Here is a 19,443-nt window from a genome sequence, read left to right on the forward strand (position 1 = left end):
CCTGTAAATAGGAAAATTTCGTGAGAGAAGAGGAATGGGAATGTCCTACACCGTTGATTTTAAAAATGTGTCTACCGTTGGCCTGGAATCCTCGCCTGTGGCCGAAGCGCTGGCCGGTCTTCGCGCCAACGAAGCCCGCTATTTCATGACCAAGTACAAGCATGAGTTTACGGTTGTACCCGCCAGCGAAAGTCAGGAAGCACTGGATTACGTGAACCGGATCTTGCAGGAACGCAATATCGAATTCTCGGCAAAACCGTTGGAGACTTCGCAGTTCCAAGTAGAGAACATCAAATTTACCTACGTCTTTTATGAAGACGGACTAGCACTTAACGTGATGTACACGGTAGACGATGCGAAGAAGCGGGCCGTTGGGTTCAAGCTTTCCGAAGGCATGGAGATTCCGCAGGAGCTGGAAGGGAAATTCAAATTCGCCAGACAGAAATCCAAGCTGGCCGGCACGATTCGCGGCTCGTTTTTCGTCATTAAAGGCGAATACTAAGAGAATAACTGGAAGAACGGATTCACGAACGGGTTAGAAGGCTTATAACGGCCATCCGCTCAAATCCAACAGGCTGCTCCTTTTATAAGGGGTAGCCTGTTTGCCGTTCATAATCTAATAAAATGTTGTCAACAGTATGATTGACAAAACCTCGTTTTCCTTTTGTTGTTCTGGCGCGAGGCATCATTTACGATGATAGTAACCCGGGCGGCACTGCCGGCCCGGGTAAAAAAGAAAGCGATTTTATAGAGGAGGAACCCAAATATGCAGCACGTGCAAAACAGTTCTCCGACCGGGGGAATTCGTGTGGGAGTCCAGAAATTCGGACGTTTTCTCAGCGGTATGGTTATGCCCAATATTGGTGCTTTTATAGCATGGGGGATCATAACGGCGTTGTTCATTCCTACGGGATGGCTGCCCAACGAGACCCTTGCAAAGCTTGTTGATCCGATTATCAAGTACCTGCTTCCGCTTCTGATCGGTTATACGGGCGGTACGATGATTCATAAACAGCGCGGCGGCGTTATCGGCGCTCTGATGACGATGGGCATCATCGTGGGTACGGAAATCCCGATGTTCCTTGGGGCTATGATTTGCGGTCCGCTGGCCGCATGGGTATTGAAGCAATTCGATAAATCGATCGAGGGGAAAATCAAATCCGGCTTCGAAATGCTGGTAAACAATTTCTCGCTTGGCATTATCGGCGCGATTCTTACTTTGATCTCTTATTCCGGCGTTGGTCCGGTAATCGAGCAATTAACCAAGATTCTTTCTAACGGCGTAGAGTTCCTGGTTAATCATAACCTGATCCCGCTGGCCAACATTATTATTGAACCTGCAAAAATTCTGTTCCTCAACAATGCCATTAACCATGGCGTATTGAGTCCGATTGCATTGGAAGAAGCGTCCCGGACAGGGCAATCGATTCTCTTCATGCTGGAATCGAACCCGGGTCCAGGCCTCGGCATTCTGCTTGCTTACATGATCGCAGGCCGCGGCTCGGCGAAGCAATCGGCTTCCGGCGCGGCGATTATTCACTTCTTCGGCGGTATTCACGAGATTTACTTCCCGTACATCCTGATGAATCCGCGTCTGATTCTGGCGGTTATCGCCGGCGGCGTTACCGGTACCTTCACCTTCTCGCTGTTTGGAGCGGGTCTAGTTGCTCCGCCTTCGCCGGGCAGTATCTTTGCTTACATTGCCATGGCTCCAAAAGGCGGCCTTCTTGCGGCTCTTAGCGGTATCGTAACCGCTGCTATCGTATCGTTTGTTATTGCGGCTCTGCTGCTCAAGACAACGAAGAAAGAGGCTGCGGACGGAGACGATCTCGAACAGGCTTCGGCAAGAATGAAAGAAATGAAGGCGGCGGGCAATACGGCGGCAGCGGCAACAGCGGTTGCGGCTCCGGCAGCGGCTTCGCAAGCCGCTCAGCATGCTGAGGCAGCAAGCGAAACGGTCAAAGCGAAAGAGGATGTCCATAAAATCGTCTTCTCCTGCGACGCCGGCATGGGCTCCAGCGCAATGGGCGCATCGATTCTTCGCAAGAAGATGAAAGCCGCAGGCTCGGACGTTACGGTCATTAATACGGCAATCAGCGATATTCCCGGCGATGCCGACATCGTCATTACGCACAAAACGCTGACGGACCGCGCTAAAATCCAGGCGCCGAAAGCCGAGCATATCTCAATCGATAATTTCTTGAAAAGTCCGGAGTATGACAAACTCGTAGACCGGCTTTCGTAAGAATCCTTTCTCATCAAGGCTGCCAGCGCTGGAGATTATTTTCCGGCGTTGGGGCCATTCTATCGTTATAGGAAGGGTTGTGTGAATGCGTATATCCAGCCGGTCCCGCCGAATTCTAGAGCTGCTGCTGCGGAATGATCACGAGCTGACGGCGGCCCAAATCGCAGAAGAAATTCAGGTGAGTTCGAGAACCGTACACCGAGAGCTTGCAGCGGTCGAAGAGATCCTGCGTGCCGAAGGCGCAAGGCTGCTTAAGAAATCGGGCTCGGGCATACGGCTTCAGGGCGATCAAGCGGCGCTTGAGCGATTAGCCAGTCTCGTTACCGTATCCGAAGAGATCGAATTCTCGCCCGAGGAAAGACAACTATATCTCCTTTGCCTCCTTCTCGAGAGCGAGGAGCCGGTTAAGCTGTTCACTCTTGCGCATGAGTCCAAGGTGACCATTCCAACCGTAGCCAATGATCTGGACGATCTGGACCAATGGGTGCAAAGGTTCGGGGTTACCCTGACCCGCAGAAGGGGCTACGGGATTGAACTTACCGGCCAAGAAGAGCAATTGCGGGAGATGATCCGTCAGATCATCAGGGACCGGTTCGAGGATACGGAGCTGATCTCCAGCCGCAACGAGCTTCCGGTTCATCCGCTTGACGGCCGGCTGCTTACGCTTGTTGGTCAATCGGAAATGGAAGCCGTCGAGAAGATCTTATGGAGCTGGGAGGAATACGGGGGCAGCCGCTTAAGCGAAAATGCCTATACGGATCTGCTAATCAGGCTGTCTATCGCGCTGCGGCGGATCCGGGCGGGCAAGACGGTTGAAGCTGCATCCGTCCCGGCATTACGTCAGGAATCCGATGCGGTGTATTTGACGGAACGTTTAGCCGCCCTGACGGAACGGACTTTTCCGCCGGCAGAGACGGCATATATCGGCAGGCTGCTGCGTTCAGTCCAGAGCGAAGATCTATCCGTGCTGCCTGCGGATGATTTGATTTTAACCGATACGGTACGTTCCTTGATTGAGCATGTGCAGCAGGCCATGGATGCCGAATTCAACAAAGACCGTTCTCTGCGCGACGGGCTGTTCCTACACTTGAAGGATGCCTTGCAGAGGCTGAGCGAAGGCACGAATATCCGTAATCCGCTGCTGGATCAGATCAAGAAGGATTATGCGTCTTTATTCAATATCGTTCGCAAAGCGGTAAACCGCGTCTTTACCGATAGGGCTGTGCCGGATGAGGAAGTCGGATTCCTCGTCATGCATTTCGGAGCATCGCTGGAACGGCTGAAGCAGCTGCGGCATAATGTCCGGGCCATTCTCGTCTGTTCAAGCGGCATCGGCTCCTCCAAGCTGCTGCAGATCAGGCTCCAGAAGGAGCTGCCGGAAATTCATATCGTCGACCGGGTATCCTGGTACGAAGCATCAAGGACGGAGAAGGATAAGTACGACCTGATCATCTCCACGGTAGACCTGCCTATCAACGGCGAGCCGTATATCAAGGTCAGCCCTCTCCTGACGCAGGCAGAGACGGACCGGTTGAGGGCTTTCGTCCAGACGGGCTTAGTCCAGAAACGGGACGGTGCTCCGACCAAGGAAGAGAAAGCGGGAAGCGAAGCCTCTACCTTCGAGCAGCTGGTCAGCCTTAAGACGACGCTCGATGAGATGGTCAGTCTGATCAGGCGCTTCGAGGTTGTGTTGATTAAGGAGAAGAGCGGAGACTTGCCGGCTATTCTGGAAGAAGCCTGCGCGCGGGAAGAGGCCAAAGGCGTGCTAACGGATGCCGGTCTAGTTGCGCAGCGGCTGATGCAGCGGGAACAGAGCGGCAGTCAGATGATACCGGGAACCGCAGTAGCGTTGTTTCATACGCGCGGGGAAGAAATCACGAGGCCGTCGTTGTCCCTATACCGATTGGACGATCCGCTTACGGTGGAGATGGCATCGCCGTCAAGGTTAAGCCATTTTTTATTAATGCTGGCGCCCCGGACCTTAACGAAGGAAGCGCTCGAGGTATTAAGCGAAATAAGCGCCATGCTGCTCGATACGGTCATGATTGATTTGCTCGAGGCTGGCGATGAAGCGGAAATTAAGGATTACCTAACCATACATCTTAGAATGTTTTTCAATATTAAAGCGGAAGCGAGTGACGTACAATGAGTATTTTGTCTACAGATAAGGTGAAATTGAATGCTGCGGTAAACGATAAATTCGAAGCGGTTCGCCTGGCTGGAGAGCTGTTGGTTAATGCCGGTCATGCTGATCCAAGCTATGTGGAGAGCATGGTTGAACGCGAGCAGTCCCTATCCACCTACATGGGCGGCGGCCTTGCGATCCCTCACGGAACAAACGAATCGAAAGGCTCCATCAAGTCGACGGGCCTGTCCATCGTTCAAATTCCGGCTGGCGTTGATTTCGGCGAAGGGAATATCGCGCATCTGGTTATCGGCATTGCGGCGGTTGGCGACGATCATCTGGACATCCTGACGAACGTAGCGATGGTTTGCTCCGACGACGACAATCTGGAACGGATCTTGAAGGCTTCCACGGCCGAAGAGATGATCGAGATCTTCGAAAGCGGGATGGAATAATGAAGGCTTTGCATTTCGGAGCGGGCAACATCGGACGCGGATTTATCGGACTCCTTCTTTCGCAATCGGGTTATGAAGTTATTTTCTCCGACGTCAACCAAGCGCTTGTTACGGAGCTGCGAAAGCGCGGAGCTTACACGGTAACGCTGGCGAACGAAGCCAAGGATCGGCTGCAGGTGACGGGCGTAACCGCCATTGACGGAACAAAAATAGACGATGTTGCGGCGGCAGTGGCGGAGGCCGATCTGGTGACCACGGCCGTAGGCGTCAACATCTTGAAGCATATTGCGGCGGGCATCGCCCGCGGGATCGAGAAGCGGATTGAATCCGGAGGAGGCCCGCTGCATGTTATCGCCTGCGAGAACGCGATCGGCGGCAGCACCCAGCTGAAAGAGCATGTATTCGGACATCTTGATGAAGAGACGAAGGCAAAGGCAGCGAAGCTGGTTGCTTTTCCCGATGCGGCCGTTGACCGGATCGTTCCGATTCAGCATCATGAAGACCCTCTTGAGGTAACGGTTGAGCCGTTTTACGAATGGGTTGTAGACGAATCCGCGATGTTCGGGGGATACAAACCGGTTGCCGGCGTCCATTACGTACGCAATCTTATGCCTTATATCGAACGCAAATTGTTTACCGTAAACACGGGGCATTGCGCCGCGGCTTACCTGGGAAGTCTTCGCGGTTACGAGACGATCCAGCAGGCGATGGCCGATGAGGCTATCGTTCATGAAGTGAAGGCGACCTTGAAGGAGACGGGGGCCGTACTTGTTGCGCAGTATGGCTTTGACCAAGCCGAGCATAACCAATATATCGAGAAGATTATCGGACGGTTCCGCAACGACCAGCTGACCGACGAGGTTACCCGCGTTGGACGGTCGCCGATCCGCAAGCTGTCGCCCAATGACCGCCTTGTGAAGCCGGCTTTGCAAGCCCATGAGCGAGGAATCCAGCCCGTTCAGCTGGCAAAAGTAATGGCGGCGGCGCTTCGCTTCGTTAACGCCGATGATCCGGAAGCGGTAGAGCTGCAGCAATCGATTCATGACAAGGGTATCGGGCAGACCGTGTCGCATTATACTTCGATTCCGGAAGGTCATCCGGTATACGGGCTGATCATTGAAAGCTACGAAGCTGTTGCAAATCAGCGTTAAGAATCACGCTTGAGAAAAACAAACTTTAGTGAGGTACGCAGTATGGCTAATATAATAACCGGTGTTGCCGCATCTCCCGGAGTGGCTATCGCAAAGGCATTTCGGTTCAACCATTCCCCCTATATCCCGCAGCGGCAGACGATTACGGATGCTGAGGCGGAAGCCGGCCGTTTCCGGCAGGCTATTGAAAAATCCAAAGGCGAGATCGAAGAGATCCGCTTAAAGACCGAGCAAAGGTTAGGCGCGCAGAAGGCCGAGATTTTCGAAGCGCATCTTTTCCTGCTGGAAGACCCGGATCTTGTGGACTCGGTGCTGGACAAAATCGCAGACGAGAAGCTTAATGCGGAATACGCTTTGCACGAAGTGACGACAGCCGTTGTCGAGATGCTTCTTGAGCTGGACAATGAGATGGTCCGCGAGCGCGCGGCCGATGTCAAGGACGTCTCCGGGCGGGTGATGAGCCACCTGATCGGCAAGCCGTACGCTTCGCTGTCCGGCATTTCCGAGGAGACCATTATCCTGGCAGAGGATCTGACGCCGTCGGATACCGCGCAGCTCGACCTGAATTATATCCGCGGCTTTGTAACGGAGATCGGAAGCCGTACTTCGCATTCCGCTATTATGGCGCGATCCCTTGAGATTCCCGCGATAGTAGGCGCAGGCCCTTCGGCAGCAGCCGTTGAGGATGGCGCGCTCGTCATTATGGATGCGACGGAAGGCAAAGTGATTGCGGATCCTTCGGAGGAAGTGCTGGCCGAGTATCAGGCGAAAAAGAAGCAATACGATGAACGCAGAGTACAGCTGAAGCGTCTGGCCGAGCAGCCGTCGGTAACGGCCGATGGCGAGCATCTCGAGCTTGCGGCCAACATTGGCAGCATTGAAGACCTGGACAAAGTGCTGGAGAACGGCGCCGACGGCGTTGGATTGTTCCGCACGGAGTTTCTCTATATGGGACGCAATACATTCCCGACGGAAGAAGAGCAGTTTCAGATTTACAAGCATGTGCTTGAGAAATTAGACGGCAAACGCGTCGTTATTCGTACGCTGGATATCGGCGGGGATAAGGAGCTTCCTTATCTGGAGCTGCCGAAGGAAAGCAACCCGTTTCTGGGACTGCGCGCGCTTCGTTTATGCCTCACGCGGGAGGACTTGTTCCGTACCCAGCTCCGGGCCTTGCTCCGGGCAAGCGTGCATGGCAAGCTGAACATTATGTTCCCGATGATTGCGGTGCTGAGCGAGCTTCGCGAAGCGAAGCGTATCCTTGAGGAAGAACGCGCGAAGCTGGAGCAGGAAGGGGTTCAGGTGTCCGGTACGATCGAAGTGGGCATGATGATCGAAATTCCGGCAGCCGCGATTGGCGCCGATATTTTCGCGAAGGAAGTCGATTTCTTCAGCATCGGTACAAACGATCTGATCCAATACACCATGGCAGCCGACCGCATGAACGAATCGGTGGCTTATCTGTATCAGCCTTATCATCCGTCTATCCTGAGACTCGTGAACATGGTCATCAAGGCAGCTGAACGGGCCGGCATTTGGGCCGGCATGTGCGGCGAAATGGCGGGCGACCAGACGGCCATTCCTCTCCTTCTCGGAATGGGATTAGACGAGTTCAGCATGAGCGCGGGCTCCATATTGCCCGCCCGAGAGCTGGTGGGGCAGCTGTCCAAGCCGGAATGGGCGGCTCTGGCGGAAGAAGCCCTTGCCATGAGCACGCAGGAGGAAGTCCAACAATTCGTTAAGCAAAGGAGACCACAATAATGCTATCGCAAACCTATACCGTTATCCATCCATCCGGGTTCCATGCCCGTCCTTCGAAGCTTTTTGTTCAAGCGGCATCGGAGTTCCCTTGCAGTGTTAAGCTGATCAAAGGGACAAAAAAAGTGAACGGCAAAAGCTCGCTTGGCCTGTTAACCCTAGGTCTGGCAAAAGGCGACGAGGTTACGCTGGAAGTGGACGGCGAGCGCGAGGAAGAGGCGCTTAACGCCCTAGGCGCTATGCTGACTAAGATCTACGAAGAATAGCGTTCATGATAGGAAGGCCCGCTGCAGCAGCTGCAGCGGGCCTTCCTTGTTTTTACACCGGTTACTCCGTTTCAGGAACTTGATTAAGCTTTTTCTGTTTTGATAGCCTCACTCCATGACAAGGCCGCCGGCAACGGGCGTGTAAGTACCCGTCAGGAACCGCGCGCCATCCCCGGCGAGAAAAGCAATCACGCCGGCTACATCCTCCGGCTCGGCTATTCGGCCAAGCGGGGTGAAGCCGCCGATCACGCGGCTCTCTTCCTCGGAGATCATGAAGGCCTCATCGGACCTGACGAATCCGGGTGCCACAACATTGGCGGAAATCCCGTAAGGGCCATATTCTTGCGCAATATACCGGGCAAAGGAATCAAGGCCTCCTTTTGCTGTGCCAAAGGCGATATAGTGCGGGGTAGGGTCCTTGCCCTCCGTGCCGGACAAGTAGATAATCCGGCCGGATTGCTGCTCCGTCATTACTCCTATTACCGCTTTCGTTGGCTCAAAGACTGCCTTTAATTCGTTGGTCAATTCACGTTTGAAGGTTTCCCAGGAGTGCTCGGCGAAGCTGGCCGTCCCGGCTATTTGTCTTGCGCCGCATACGAGTACATCGATTCGTCCAAAGGTACGAATGACGGTCTGGGCCAGCTGTTCCATTTGCTCCTTGCTGCGGGCATCGGCCGGAATGGCTACGGCTTCGCCACCGTTTGCCTTAATTTCGGAGACCGTCGCGGTTAAATCCCTTTCGAAATCACTCACTGCAACCTTCGCTCCCTGTTTGGCGAGCTGTATGCACGCCGCTCTCCCAATCCCCTGAGCGCCGCCTGTAACAATCGCTACTTTTCCTTGCAAGGGCATAACGGGCAAACCTCCTTCAGAGTGACTATTCCTGCTCCAACCCGCCGTATTGGCACGCGATAGAGAGAGCAGTTTGCCTGATCTTTGCCGCAACCGAAGCGGGCTCAAGCACAATAACATCGGTCGTATAATGAAGCACGTTGCGGATCAGCCAATGCTCGCTTGAGTAGGTCATGCGCACAATAAGCTGTCCGTCCGGCAGCCGTTCGATATTTTTTTCGTCGAAATGGTCCATTACGGATAGGGCAGCCGCCGCTTTAAACTGCAGGACGACGGGAATTCCCTCGCCTGTGTCTCTTCTCCCCGGTGAATGCCACCTGTCGTTCAGCTGCTCCAGCGACTCTGTCCGTCTTGTAAAGGTGCCTGCCTGGACCTTTAATTGCCGGATCCGCGTCAGCTTGAAGATGCGAAAATCCTCCCGCAAGCGGCAATAGCCGTGAAGATACCAGGAATAATTTTTCAGGACAAGCCCCATGGGCTCGATCTCGCGCTCCTGCTCGCCGCCGGTTCTGCTCGTATAATGAAACCGGATCAGCTTACGGTCATTTACCGCCAGGCGGAGCTGGTCGTACCGCGCTTGATCCTCTTCGCTGTTCTTCCAAGGGGTGAAGTCGACCTGAATACGGTCTCCCTCACCTGTCCGGCCCTGCTCGGCCTGCGCCACCATGGCTCCGACCTTGCTCAGAAGGAGATCCATATTTGAGCGGTCATAGGCGTTTGTCGACTCCAGACCGCGAAGCGCCGTGAACAGAGCGGACAGCTCGTCAAAGGACAAGAGCTGCCGGTCCAGCCGGAAGCTGTCCATGATCTCATAGCCGCCCTCCATGCCGGTATAGGAGACAATGGGAATGCCGGCCTGACCGAGCGAATCGAGATCGCGATAGATGGTCCGCAGGGACACTTCGAGCTGGTCCGCCAGCTCCTGCGCTTGCACCCGCTTTCGATTAAGCAGCAAAATCGTAATGGCCATTAACCGTTCCAGCTTCATCGTTATCTCTCCTAAGCCGGCATGCCCGAGCCTGCCGTTATATGATTAATGTGCGGCCGCGTATTCTTCTCCTTCGGCAGCCGCCTCCATTTTGTCCTTCGACATCAGAAATGCCGCAACTAACGCTAATGCCGCAGGAATCAGGCTCCAGGCAAAGGTAGCGCCAATCGAGCTCGACAGCCCTGCCGTTATCGTATCCAGAAGCTGGGGATCGACGGTCTGCCGGAATGCCGGATTCAGCAAGGAATGCGGATCGTCTAAATTCAAGCCGGCCGGAACCGCGCCATTGCCAAGCGACTCGGTAAGCTTCGAGAGCATGCTGTGGCTTTGGATAATTCCGAAGACGGTAATGCCAAGCGACATGCCAAGCGAACGGTTGAAGTTCAAGGTCGAGCTTGCCGCGCCCCGCTGAGCCGCAGGGAACGAATGAAGCACCGAGCTGCTTAATACCGAGAAGGAAGCGCCGATTCCAAGTCCGATCAGAATCATAATTCCCGTGATGAAAAGTCGAGAAGATTCTACCGTAATTTGCGAGAGCAGAGCAAGGCCTATGAGCAGGATGGACAGCGTTCCTATCATAATCGTCCGGTATTGCAGCTTCGTCATGAGGAATCCGCCGAGCGTTGCGGTGATAACCGATCCAACCATCATGGGCAAAAGGGTCAGACCGGAGTTAGAGGCGGATCCGCCAATGACGCCCTGCACGTAGATCGGAATAAAAATCGCTGCCGTCATGTAAGCCGCGCCGCTAAGCATAGCAACCAGATTGCTTGTGGTGTACAGTCTGCTGCGGAATAAGCCGAACGAAATAATCGGTTCGGGCGCTTTTCTCTCGACCAGAACAAGCAGGAAGGCAAGCACGGCAAATCCCGCGAACAGACCGACAATTTGCGGTGAATCCCAGGCATAGGTCTTGCCGCCGAGTTCTAGAGCGAATATGAAGCAGACAACGGCTCCAACGAGCAGAATAGATCCGGCCCAGTCGATACGCTGCTTCGAGTGGGCAGCCGATTCCTTGTAGAACAAAGCGATCATCAGCAGGGCAATGAAGCCAAGCGGAAGGTTAATATAGAAGATCCACGACCAGTTGAGGTGATCGGTCATATAGCCGCCGAGCAAGGGGCCGACTACGCTGGATAAGCCAAATACCGCTCCGAACGCCCCCATCATTTTGCCGCGGTCCTTCGGGGACACCACATCAAACAAAATCGTAAACGCAATGGATACCATCGCGCCGGCTCCAACCCCTTGAACAGCGCGATAGATGCTTAGCTCGATAATGGAATGGGCCATTCCGCAGAGTGCAGAACCGATCATAAACACGATAATCCCAAAGATGAAAAACCGCTTGCGGCCGTACATATCGGAGAGCTTCCCGAAGATCGGCATACAGGCCATTTCCGCGACCATATATGCGGTAGTGACCCAGACGAATTTATCGAGTCCCCCCATCTCTCCCACGATAGTGCCGATCGCCGTAGACACAACCGTGTTGTCCATCGATGCCATTAGAATGGCCGGCAGTAGTCCTCCAATGATGGCGCCTAGTTTATTCTTCATTCCATACCAGTCCTTTCTTCTCCCTAATGGATTGCTGAACAATCATCTGAGATCATCATAAGCTACCCTTGTTGACAACAGTGTGTCAGGGAAGAAAGGCTTCCTGATATATTTTTATATAAAAAAAGACGCTACATCAGCAGCGCCTCGTGAATTTTACATGCAGAATGGACCCGTTATGTCAATTTTGAGGGATACGCCGGTTACGGCGTCCTGTAGTCTTGAACGATAACGTCGATAACACGCTTGCCCCAATTCGAAGCCTCCGAGCCCGGCTCATTCCAGGCGTACGTAATAAGCGCTTTCCATAAGGCCCAGCCGCGTGCGCGGTTAACGGTATCCCGGTCTGCCTTCATGGCGTTCAGAAATACTTTGCGGCTGGATTCGTCGAAAAAGTTCCATGCCATCACCAGATCGCTGGAGGGGTCGCCAACCCCCATGGTTCCGAAATCGATGACGCCGGACAGCCGGCCGTTCCGAGCAAGCAGATTGCCTACGGCTACGTCGCCATGAAGCCATAATGGGGCCGCTTCATATTTCGTCGCAAGGGAAAGCTCCCAAATCTCGGTGAGAAGCTTCCGGTCGTACTCCCCGTCCAGCTTCTCAATGACCGATCTGGAATCTTGATCGTATACGGATAAGTTTCCCCCGCGATGGAAGTTTTGTATGCCTGCCGGGATGCCGTCCGCAGCATCGATGGCTTGAAGCTCCTTCAGAAAACCGGCGAGGTCCTCGGCGAATTCGTTAAGGTCGCGGATGTTGGCATGCGTAACGGTATCGCCTTCGATCCAGCGGTTAACCGACCATGGCAGAGGGTATTCCGCGGTAGGCATGCCTTGCGCCACGGGATCGGGTATAGGCATAGACAGAAGAGGCTTGAACACGGGAAGCCAGGTTAACTCCTTGGCAACGGCCGAGGCGTAACGTTCATGGCTCGGCAGGCGCACCGTCATTTCGCTGCCCAGCCGGTAGGTACGGTTATCGTGTCCGCTTTTTTCAACGGGCCTTATTTCCAGGTCCCTCCATTCCGGAAATTGACCGCTAATCAATCTACGAACCAGTTCAGTCGTCATTTCAATCATGTCCTCGCCTCTTTCTTGATTGGTTCCTGCGTCGTAATGTACCTTAATCATAACAACCCGGCTCACCCCTTTCAAAGGAGAGAACGGCTATAACATAAAAAACGCCTTATGCATGCCGTCTAGCGGAATGGCATGCATAAGGCGTTTCGTTATTTTGCTTGGAGCAGCAGCTCGACGGCTTTGACGACGGATTCCCGCAGAGCATCTTGATTCTTCGCCGCATCCGGGTTAAGGCCGGGGCCAAACGGATTGGTTGCCGCCCAGGAAGTCGCAATCGTCATGATGGACGTAAGAAGAAAGGCAGGGGGAAGGGCTGAGTTTATACGTCCGTTTGCTTGCGCTTCGCTTATTTTGTCTATCTTCCGTTCATGGGCGACATCGCGTACGGGAAGGCTGCTGACCGTATTCTGCTCCAGCGTGTACCACATAAGCAGCCGCATAATCTTCGGATTCGCCATAGCGAAATCGAATACGGTGACGGCAAACCCCGGAATATCGTCAACCGAGAAGGGAATGCCTTCAAATGCTTGGTCGAGATGCTTTTGAAGAACCGTGGTGAAGAGCGTTTCCTTATTTTCAAAATAAATATAGATCAAGTTTTTGTTGCAGCCGGCGGTTCTTGCAATGCGGTCGACCCGCGCCCCCGCAATGCCGAATGTGGAGAATTCGTCCATGGCGGCTTCCAGAATCCGTTCGCGCGTCGCTTCGGCATTTCTCATCGGTAATCATCCTTCGTTCATTTTGCCCCAGTATATCATACTTGACTAACCGGTTAGAAAGGATTATATTTGACTAACTGGTTAGTTATAAAAGTTGATGCTGATCAGAACCTCAACGAAAGAAGGAATAAACAATGGCACAACGGACTTGGTTTATTACGGGGATTAGCAGCGGCTTTGGCCGGCATATGACCGAGCAGCTTCTGGAGCGGGGCGACCGCGTGGCGGGTACGGTGCGTAAGCTGGACGTGGTGGATGATCTTAAGGAAAAATACGGCGACCTCCTATGGGTGGCTCGCCTTGACGTGACGGACACCCCGGCTATCTATACGGTTGTTAACCAGGCCTTCGATCAATTGGGCACGATCGACGTTGTCGTCAGCAATGCGGGTTACGGCCTTATCGGCGCGGCGGAGGAATTGACGGATGAACAGATTACCCATCAGATTAATACCAACCTTGTTGGTTCCATCCAGCTGGTGCGGGCTTCCTTGCCCCACCTGCGCTCGCAGGGCGGCGGACGAATCATACAGCTCTCTACGGTAGGCGGACAAGCCGCTTTTGCGGGCGGGTCGCTCTATCATGCGACGAAGTGGGGGATCGAGGGCTTTATCGAAGCCGTTATGCAGGAAGTAGCTCCTTTCAATATCGGCATTACAATCGTGGAGCCGGGCGGAGCGCGTACGAACTTTAGGCATCACAGCATAAAGCTTGCCTCAAGAATGGAGGCTTACGATATCTCTCCGGCAGCGCATGCCAGAAGGATCGTAGAGGATAAAACAGCCGTCTCCATCGGCGATCCGGCCAAGATGGCCGCTATTATGATCGACAGCGTTGACCAGCATCCCGCGCCCAAAAGAATCGCCCTTGGCAGCGACTGCTACCAGGTCATTCATCAGGCGCTGACCAGCCGTCTTCAAGAGCTGGAGTCGCAGAAGGAGCTCGCCTTCTCGACTGATTTTCCGAAAGAAAGCTAAGCCAAGGAACTTATCATTGGATAAAATCGCCGTCTACCTGGGCTGCCCCCAGGAGGAGGGCGATTTTTTGCGGCGCCGGATGACGCAGCTTAGAAACGGCCAATGGCAACCAACGCGGCTAGCAGGAAGAAGACAAGGTTGACGCCAAGTTCCCGGTACTCCTTGCGCGCAAGATGGAGTGCCGCTCCAAGCAAGACAACAGCGGCAAGCGCGGCAGCCGCGCTTGGCGTCAAGATCGGCGCGATACCGAGCGCTTCGGGAAGAATAACTCCGATGGCTCCAAGCAGCTCCGCCAGTCCGATAAAGGCGACAAGTCCCTTCGGGAGGTCTTTTACCCAACCCCAGGAGGCCTTGGCTTTTTCGTATTGGAAAGCCTTCAACCACCCCGAGTAAATAAAGCCTAGGGCCGTAAGCCCTTGAATAATCCACAACGCCATATTCATGATTTATAACGTCCTCCTGATCTCTATTAGCTGTCCTGTAAGGTATAATAGACCTGTTAAGCCATAGAAGGAAGTAGGCACTTTATCTAGACAAAGTAAATAAAAAGTTACCTATCGCAGCATAAGGGGTGGAGAGATCATGAAGCAATATTGCAAGTTCGAATCGGCGCTCGATATATTGATCGGCAAGTGGAAGCCGGTTATTTTGCTCCAGCTTATCGCCAACGGGACAATGCGATTCAGCGAGCTTCTTAAAGCCATACCGGACATTAACAAAAGAATGCTTACCCAACAATTAAGAGAGCTTGAGCACAACGATATCGTTCACCGCGAGGTATATAACCAGGTTCCCCCGAAGGTGGAATATTCCATATCGGAATACGGCCAAGGATTAAGCAAAGTGCTGCAGGTAATGAACGACTGGGGAGAGGCTCATGCCGAGCATATGGAATTACTGCATGGGGCAGATCGTTTAGAGAAGAAGTCCGAGTGATCCGCGTGCAACTGCAACTATCTGTCGATGCCGTAACGCAGTTGAACGACACCGCCGCCCAGCGGCTTGCAGTCCAACAGTTCCACAGGCTTGAATTGGTACCGATCTTTGTCTATGACAAGATTTAACCCTTTACCCTCTAATACAGGCGCCACGTTAAAGATCAATTCGTCTACCAGACCCGAAGCCAGAAACGAATTGTGGATATCCGCCCCACCGCTGATGAGAGCGGTATGATGCCCTCGCTCCTGCAGGTATTCCAAGGCATCTTGCGGCGATTTCGCCACCTTTACCCCGGGGATCTCCGCCGTGTTCCTGGAGATGACCACGATGTCGATTTCGCCGAATGGGCCGGGGTTGCCGCTGCCCCGCATTCCTTCGAAGGTCCGGCGTCCTACAATAAAGTTCCCTGCCGCTCCAGCCTGCGCCGCGAAGTCTTGCAAGGCTTCCTTGGTTGGCGGGTTTTCGGGACTCGATTGCGCGTAATTTCCGTTGGCGCTTAACGTTGCCCATAGAATCGTTTTCATCGTAATACTCCTCCTCTTGTTCTGTTCATAACTCCCCGAATGGATGCCGCTACCCGGTCCGGCCGGTCCTCCTGTACATAATGCGAGGCATCCTCCAGAATTTCGGTTTCATTTAAAGGCAAATAGCGCTGCCATTTGACCATTTGCCCGAGCGGGAAGCCCGCGCTGTCCTTTGTTCCCCATAGAATATGGGCGGGCAAATCGGCCAAGTTCGACAGTTTCGATTCGATACCGGCGAGCCACGCCCGCGCCTTGCGGATCTGTCCCGGAAAGACCCAGGTAGGTATTCTGGATTTCGGGGTAGGGAACGGGTCGGTGTAAGCTTTTCGCAAGCTGTCCGTCACTTTGCCGGTCTGGTAAATCCCGTGTGGCACAATCGCTTTGGCGAAAAAATTGCGGCGTGTCTGAAGCCAATACCCGATTGGCCATCCCCCCATAACAAGCGAGAACAGTTTCATCGGTAAAATGGTCGCCGGCCAGGCCCATGTATTCATCACGACGATCCCGCGAAGGTTCGCGCGGTGCTGTACGGCGTAGTTCAACCCGATTGGACCTCCCCAATCCTGAACGACAAGAACAAAGTCCCGTAGGTCCAAATGGCGAATGAGATATTGAATGGCTTCCGACTGCTCTTGCGGCGTAAACCGATAGCCTTCGGGAGCCGTCGACATGCCAAACCCCGGGTAATCCGGAGCAACGAGACGGTATTCCCCGCGAAGCTCTTTGATCACATTCCTGTACAGGTATGACCAAGTCGGATTGCCGTGCAGCAGAAGAACCGTTGGTCCTTGCCCTTCATCCAGGTAGTGAATGCAGCCGTCACGGTAGGGCAGCCAATGATCGGTAAACGGATACTCTGCAGGATCTAACTTAAAAGGTCTTTTCAACGTTCAGCCTCCTCTTCGAACCCATTTATTAACTTTTTTTCTCTTGCTTGATTCACATCATAAGGGAGGTATGGTACATTTGAAAAGTAGTTACATTAATGTGCAATAGTTTCAAAAAATGAACTATGGGAGGGAAGCAGGATGATGGACCAGTCCTGTCCGGGCACGGTAGAACCGATTCTGGGGATTTTAGATGGCAAATGGATGCTTCTTCTTCTCTTCGAACTGTTTAACGGGACCCGGCGATTTGGAGAATTGCGCCGCAAGCTGGAGCCCATCAGCCCCAAAACCTTAACGGACCGCCTGCGGTTGTTAGAGGAGAAGGGAATTGTCACCCGCACGATTTATCCGGGCGTACCCCTGCATGTCGAATATGAACTGACGGAGAGCGGCCAGGGCCTGAAGCCGATTTTTGAAGCGATGTGGACGTGGACCCAGCAGTATGGCGCCTATTTGGCACAGGAGAAGAAGGAGAGCAGGCAGGCATAAAAAAAGGCTTGCTTTTCCATTTCATACATCTTAAAATTGAGATAATTAAATTAAAGATATATAAATCTCGTACACTTTACATAGAGGAGGCGGGCGAAATGACAGATTTCGTATCCGTAGTAACCGAGAGAAGATCGGCAAACAAATTTATTAAAGGGATTTCGATTGAGGATAAAGAGCTCAATGAGATTTTTGATCTTGTCAAATACGTTCCATCGTCCTTCAACCTGCAGCATGCGCGTTATATTGTCGTGAGGGACGAGGGAATCAAGCAGAAGGTGTATGAAGCGGCGAACAAGCAGTATAAAGTGCAAACCGCTTCGGCCGTTATTCTTGTTCTAGGCCATCTGGATGCGCATCATAATGCGGCGGAGATCAATGAAGGGCTGCTGCATCTCGGCGTTATTAATAAACAAGAGTTTGATCATACCGTCGAGTCCGTTCAGCAGTTCTACGAAGAGCGCGGCGAGGCTTTCAAACGGGATGAGGCCATCCGCAACGCGAATCTATCCGCCATGCTGTTTATGCTCGCAGCCAAAGAGAAAGGCTGGGACACGAGCCCGATGATCGGCTTTGATCCGGATGCCATGATGAAGGCGCTGGACGTGCCGGATCGTTATGTTCCCGCATTGCTCATAGGCATCGGGAAAGAGGATACGTCGAACCGCCGGGTACGTGGTTACCGCAAGCCGGTTGGCGAGTTCGTGAGCTTCGAACGCTTCTAATACACGGTAAGGGCGTCCGCATTTGGACGCCCTTTATTTTTGCTTCAGAACGGTACTCCCGTTGGAGGTAAAATGATAAAGTTGAGCATAGGAGGCGATTCCAGGCTATGCAGAATGAGGAGAAAATTTTCAATACCGCGGTCGAAGCTACTCTTGAAGCGATCGGAGGCAAATGGAAGCCGGTTATTTTGTTCCATCTTACGTTCGGCAAGAAGCGCAATGGAGAATTTCTGCGCCTGATCCCGGACATATCGCAAAAAGTGCTGACGCAGCAGCTGAACGAATTAACGAGGGATGGCATCGTCAACCGCATTTCTTATAATCAAGTGCCTCCGAAGGTCGAATACGAGCTAACGGACTATGGGTGGAGCCTGAAGGATATCCTGCATGCCATGTGCCGGTGGGGCGACGGGTATATCGATAAAAAATACGGCGGCAAAGGCAAGGTTCTGTTCCAGCCGCCGGCGATAAACGAGGGAATCAAGGAATGACCCTGCGCTTGCGGAAGTCTTCGAAGATGTCTATAAACATCTGTTCGGTATCGATGAAATCATGGAAGCCGAAACGGCGCGCTTTCGAGCCGTCCGCAAAGAAGTCGTAATCCCAGGAGAACACGAAATCCCCGAAGCGCCAAGAGGATACGTCTTTGTAGCTGATGTTCCGCAAATCGTATTTATCAATCATAGCATTCCAGAGCGGTTCTTTGTCAGCCATAACGAGCTCGAGCGACATTGGTAACGGAGGGGCGGTCTCAAGGTCGAAATAGGCCGCGATCTTCGGCCAAAGCTCGTTCCACCTAAAGAGGTCGCCGTTTGTAATATTAAAGGCCTGATTGGCGCAGCGCTCGTCGGTAGCCGCCCATACGGTCGCGCGGGCAAGCAGGTTCGCATCGGTCATTTCCAGCAAGCTGTGATAAGCACCTGGCTTTCCCGGGAAACGAAGCGGCAGTCCAAGCTCCTTGGACATAGAAGCGTAGACGGCGATAACCATCGCCAGATTCATGGGATTTCCAAGCCCAAAGCCGCATACGACCGAGGGGCGCAGGGCCGACCAGGTCCAGCTGCTTCCGGGCTGCCGCCGTTCCAGAAATTGCTGCTGATCGACGTTAAATTCGGGCGGCATATGATAGGCGTCCGTCTCGCGCGCCGGCGTCTTGAAGGGACCCAGATGCGCCCCGTACACTTTATAGCCTTGCATGAGGCTGATATGCCGCAGATTCGGCGCGATGGGTTCAATAGCATTGACTGCATTTACGAGCATGGCAAGGTTAGGAGCCACAAGTTCGGCCCATGTAGGCCGGTCCTGATAGGCGGCATAAAAGATATGCGTAACGTCGGTCAATCCGCTCAACCTCTCCCGGGTATCCTTTTCGTCCAGAAGATCAACCGCGATATATCGCACCCGTTCTGAATCCTCTCCGCCGCGGCGCGACACTCCGATAATATCCCAATCGGAAAGCGTACCAAGATGATCAATAAGGTTTCGTCCGATCACGCCGTTCGCCCCAACGACCAGAGCGGTTTTTGATGTGACTGTTGTTTTCATCTCACATTCCTCCTCTGCTTCTGAACACTATTGTGAAACAGAAAGGAGAAGCCGTGAAGTACGCACTTTCAACTCCTATACGCACTTTCAAGTAACGATGAGCAGGGCGCTGGATCGTTATGCCGAAGCCTTCTGCTATCGTTTTATGGTATATTC

Annotated in this window: 21 protein-coding genes; 12 read left to right on the forward strand and 9 right to left on the reverse strand. The window is 53.3% G+C overall.

All coding sequences use genetic code 11. The features are described from left to right. Positions 1-40: 40 nt before the first annotated feature. The 7 genes from EV294_RS15200 to EV294_RS15230 all read left to right on the forward strand — a co-directional run bounded on the left by EV294_RS15200 (position 41) and on the right by EV294_RS15230 (position 8,000). On the forward strand, positions 41-502 hold the full coding sequence (locus EV294_RS15200; RefSeq protein ID WP_132308179.1) for a phage tail protein: 462 nt from the start codon (positions 41-43) through the stop codon (positions 500-502). 264 nt (positions 503-766) lie between these two features. After that, complete coding sequence (locus tag EV294_RS15205) at positions 767-2,245, forward strand: PTS mannitol transporter subunit IIBC (RefSeq protein ID WP_132308181.1); 1,479 nt, start codon at positions 767-769, stop codon at positions 2,243-2,245. 85 nt (positions 2,246-2,330) lie between these two features. Then, entirely contained in the window at positions 2,331-4,394 is a 2,064-nt protein-coding gene (locus EV294_RS15210) for a BglG family transcription antiterminator (protein ID WP_132308183.1), read from the forward strand. Continuing rightward, complete coding sequence (locus tag EV294_RS15215) at positions 4,391-4,825, forward strand: PTS mannitol transporter subunit IIA (protein WP_132308185.1); 435 nt, start codon at positions 4,391-4,393, stop codon at positions 4,823-4,825. The genes EV294_RS15210 and EV294_RS15215 overlap by 4 nt, the downstream gene beginning before the upstream one ends. Then, positions 4,825-5,976 carry a mannitol-1-phosphate 5-dehydrogenase gene (locus EV294_RS15220; protein ID WP_132308187.1) on the forward strand — a complete coding sequence of 384 codons (1,152 nt, stop codon included), beginning with the start codon at positions 4,825-4,827 and terminating at the stop codon, positions 5,974-5,976. Before EV294_RS15215 ends, EV294_RS15220 begins: the two co-directional genes overlap by 1 nt. Before the next feature lie 42 nt (positions 5,977-6,018). Continuing rightward, positions 6,019-7,737, forward strand: coding sequence for a phosphoenolpyruvate--protein phosphotransferase (gene ptsP / locus EV294_RS15225; RefSeq protein ID WP_132308189.1), 1,719 nt, complete (start codon positions 6,019-6,021; stop codon positions 7,735-7,737). Continuing rightward, positions 7,737-8,000 carry an HPr family phosphocarrier protein gene (locus EV294_RS15230; protein ID WP_127494712.1) on the forward strand — a complete coding sequence of 88 codons (264 nt, stop codon included), beginning with the start codon at positions 7,737-7,739 and terminating at the stop codon, positions 7,998-8,000. The genes ptsP and EV294_RS15230 overlap by 1 nt, the downstream gene beginning before the upstream one ends. A 108-nt stretch (positions 8,001-8,108) precedes the next feature. Here EV294_RS15230 and EV294_RS15235 read toward each other — a convergent pair whose 3' ends face one another. The 5 genes from EV294_RS15235 to EV294_RS15255 all read right to left on the reverse strand — a co-directional run bounded on the left by EV294_RS15235 (position 8,109) and on the right by EV294_RS15255 (position 13,201). Continuing rightward, positions 8,109-8,852 (reverse strand): SDR family NAD(P)-dependent oxidoreductase, encoded by a 744-nt coding sequence (locus EV294_RS15235; RefSeq protein WP_132308191.1) that lies wholly within the window; start codon positions 8,850-8,852, stop codon positions 8,109-8,111. Positions 8,853-8,877: 25 nt separating this feature from the next. Further along, entirely contained in the window at positions 8,878-9,840 is a 963-nt protein-coding gene (locus EV294_RS15240; protein WP_132308193.1) for a helix-turn-helix transcriptional regulator, read from the reverse strand. A gap of 45 nt (positions 9,841-9,885) precedes the next feature. Further along, positions 9,886-11,400 (reverse strand): MDR family MFS transporter, encoded by a 1,515-nt coding sequence (locus EV294_RS15245; RefSeq protein ID WP_132308195.1) that lies wholly within the window; start codon positions 11,398-11,400, stop codon positions 9,886-9,888. 203 nt (positions 11,401-11,603) lie between these two features. After that, on the reverse strand, positions 11,604-12,482 hold the full coding sequence (locus EV294_RS15250) for an aminoglycoside phosphotransferase family protein (RefSeq protein ID WP_132308935.1): 879 nt from the start codon (positions 12,480-12,482) through the stop codon (positions 11,604-11,606). Between the two features lie 149 nt (positions 12,483-12,631). Further along, positions 12,632-13,201 carry a TetR family transcriptional regulator gene (locus tag EV294_RS15255; protein WP_132308197.1) on the reverse strand — a complete coding sequence of 190 codons (570 nt, stop codon included), beginning with the start codon at positions 13,199-13,201 and terminating at the stop codon, positions 12,632-12,634. A 134-nt stretch (positions 13,202-13,335) separates the two neighbouring features. On the opposite strand from EV294_RS15255, the gene EV294_RS15260 reads away from it, so the two are divergent. After that, entirely contained in the window at positions 13,336-14,178 is an 843-nt protein-coding gene (locus EV294_RS15260; RefSeq protein WP_132308199.1) for an SDR family oxidoreductase, read from the forward strand. Positions 14,179-14,267: 89 nt separating this feature from the next. Here the strand turns inward: EV294_RS15260 and EV294_RS15265 are convergent, their stop codons facing one another. After that, the gene (locus tag EV294_RS15265; protein WP_132308201.1) at positions 14,268-14,621 is read right to left on the reverse strand and encodes a DoxX family protein; all 354 of its coding nucleotides are present in this window, start codon (positions 14,619-14,621) and stop codon (positions 14,268-14,270) included. 139 nt (positions 14,622-14,760) lie between these two features. Between EV294_RS15265 and EV294_RS15270 the strand changes: the two genes are divergently transcribed. Next, positions 14,761-15,114, forward strand: coding sequence for a winged helix-turn-helix transcriptional regulator (locus EV294_RS15270; RefSeq protein WP_132308203.1), 354 nt, complete (start codon positions 14,761-14,763; stop codon positions 15,112-15,114). 17 nt (positions 15,115-15,131) lie between these two features. On the opposite strand, the gene EV294_RS15275 is transcribed toward EV294_RS15270, so the two are convergent. Continuing rightward, entirely contained in the window at positions 15,132-15,641 is a 510-nt protein-coding gene (locus tag EV294_RS15275) for a dihydrofolate reductase family protein (protein ID WP_132308205.1), read from the reverse strand. After that, entirely contained in the window at positions 15,638-16,528 is an 891-nt protein-coding gene (locus EV294_RS15280) for an alpha/beta fold hydrolase (protein WP_132308207.1), read from the reverse strand. Before EV294_RS15280 ends, EV294_RS15275 begins: the two co-directional genes overlap by 4 nt. Before the next feature lie 141 nt (positions 16,529-16,669). On the opposite strand from EV294_RS15280, the gene EV294_RS15285 reads away from it, so the two are divergent. The 3 genes from EV294_RS15285 to EV294_RS15295 all read left to right on the forward strand — a co-directional run bounded on the left by EV294_RS15285 (position 16,670) and on the right by EV294_RS15295 (position 18,233). Next, on the forward strand, positions 16,670-17,017 hold the full coding sequence (locus tag EV294_RS15285; RefSeq protein ID WP_132308209.1) for a winged helix-turn-helix transcriptional regulator: 348 nt from the start codon (positions 16,670-16,672) through the stop codon (positions 17,015-17,017). Between the two features lie 98 nt (positions 17,018-17,115). Then, positions 17,116-17,742, forward strand: coding sequence for a nitroreductase family protein (locus tag EV294_RS15290; protein WP_132308211.1), 627 nt, complete (start codon positions 17,116-17,118; stop codon positions 17,740-17,742). A 107-nt stretch (positions 17,743-17,849) separates the two neighbouring features. Beyond that, complete coding sequence (locus EV294_RS15295) at positions 17,850-18,233, forward strand: winged helix-turn-helix transcriptional regulator (protein WP_132308213.1); 384 nt, start codon at positions 17,850-17,852, stop codon at positions 18,231-18,233. Here EV294_RS15295 and EV294_RS15300 read toward each other — a convergent pair. Next, positions 18,223-19,287 (reverse strand): SDR family oxidoreductase, encoded by a 1,065-nt coding sequence (locus tag EV294_RS15300; RefSeq protein ID WP_132308215.1) that lies wholly within the window; start codon positions 19,285-19,287, stop codon positions 18,223-18,225. The genes EV294_RS15295 and EV294_RS15300 overlap by 11 nt on opposite strands. Between the last annotated feature and the right edge of the window lie 156 nt (positions 19,288-19,443).

Origin of the sequence: Paenibacillus sp. BK033 (genome assembly GCF_004345425.1) — a bacterium.
Taxonomy (GTDB): Bacteria; Bacillota; Bacilli; order Paenibacillales; family Paenibacillaceae; genus Pristimantibacillus.

Bases quoted from the DNA above. Each gene is read 5' to 3' on its own strand.
- EV294_RS15200 (WP_132308179.1), top strand. From the start codon at position 41: ATGTCCTACACCGTTGATTTTAAAAATGTGTCTACCGTTGGCCTGGAA.
- EV294_RS15205 (WP_132308181.1), top strand. From the start codon at position 767: ATGCAGCACGTGCAAAACAGTTCTCCGACCGGGGGAATTCGTGTGGGA.
- EV294_RS15210 (WP_132308183.1), top strand. From the start codon at position 2,331: ATGCGTATATCCAGCCGGTCCCGCCGAATTCTAGAGCTGCTGCTGCGG.
- EV294_RS15215 (WP_132308185.1), top strand. From the start codon at position 4,391: ATGAGTATTTTGTCTACAGATAAGGTGAAATTGAATGCTGCGGTAAAC.
- EV294_RS15220 (WP_132308187.1), top strand. From the start codon at position 4,825: ATGAAGGCTTTGCATTTCGGAGCGGGCAACATCGGACGCGGATTTATC.
- ptsP (WP_132308189.1), top strand. From the start codon at position 6,019: ATGGCTAATATAATAACCGGTGTTGCCGCATCTCCCGGAGTGGCTATC.
- EV294_RS15230 (WP_127494712.1), top strand. From the start codon at position 7,737: ATGCTATCGCAAACCTATACCGTTATCCATCCATCCGGGTTCCATGCC.
- EV294_RS15235 (WP_132308191.1), bottom strand. From the start codon at position 8,852: ATGCCCTTGCAAGGAAAAGTAGCGATTGTTACAGGCGGCGCTCAGGGG.
- EV294_RS15240 (WP_132308193.1), bottom strand. From the start codon at position 9,840: ATGAAGCTGGAACGGTTAATGGCCATTACGATTTTGCTGCTTAATCGA.
- EV294_RS15245 (WP_132308195.1), bottom strand. From the start codon at position 11,400: ATGAAGAATAAACTAGGCGCCATCATTGGAGGACTACTGCCGGCCATT.
- EV294_RS15250 (WP_132308935.1), bottom strand. From the start codon at position 12,482: ATGATTGAAATGACGACTGAACTGGTTCGTAGATTGATTAGCGGTCAA.
- EV294_RS15255 (WP_132308197.1), bottom strand. From the start codon at position 13,201: ATGAGAAATGCCGAAGCGACGCGCGAACGGATTCTGGAAGCCGCCATG.
- EV294_RS15260 (WP_132308199.1), top strand. From the start codon at position 13,336: ATGGCACAACGGACTTGGTTTATTACGGGGATTAGCAGCGGCTTTGGC.
- EV294_RS15265 (WP_132308201.1), bottom strand. From the start codon at position 14,621: ATGAATATGGCGTTGTGGATTATTCAAGGGCTTACGGCCCTAGGCTTT.
- EV294_RS15270 (WP_132308203.1), top strand. From the start codon at position 14,761: ATGAAGCAATATTGCAAGTTCGAATCGGCGCTCGATATATTGATCGGC.
- EV294_RS15275 (WP_132308205.1), bottom strand. From the start codon at position 15,641: ATGAAAACGATTCTATGGGCAACGTTAAGCGCCAACGGAAATTACGCG.
- EV294_RS15285 (WP_132308209.1), top strand. From the start codon at position 16,670: ATGATGGACCAGTCCTGTCCGGGCACGGTAGAACCGATTCTGGGGATT.
- EV294_RS15290 (WP_132308211.1), top strand. From the start codon at position 17,116: ATGACAGATTTCGTATCCGTAGTAACCGAGAGAAGATCGGCAAACAAA.
- EV294_RS15295 (WP_132308213.1), top strand. From the start codon at position 17,850: ATGCAGAATGAGGAGAAAATTTTCAATACCGCGGTCGAAGCTACTCTT.
- EV294_RS15300 (WP_132308215.1), bottom strand. From the start codon at position 19,287: ATGAAAACAACAGTCACATCAAAAACCGCTCTGGTCGTTGGGGCGAAC.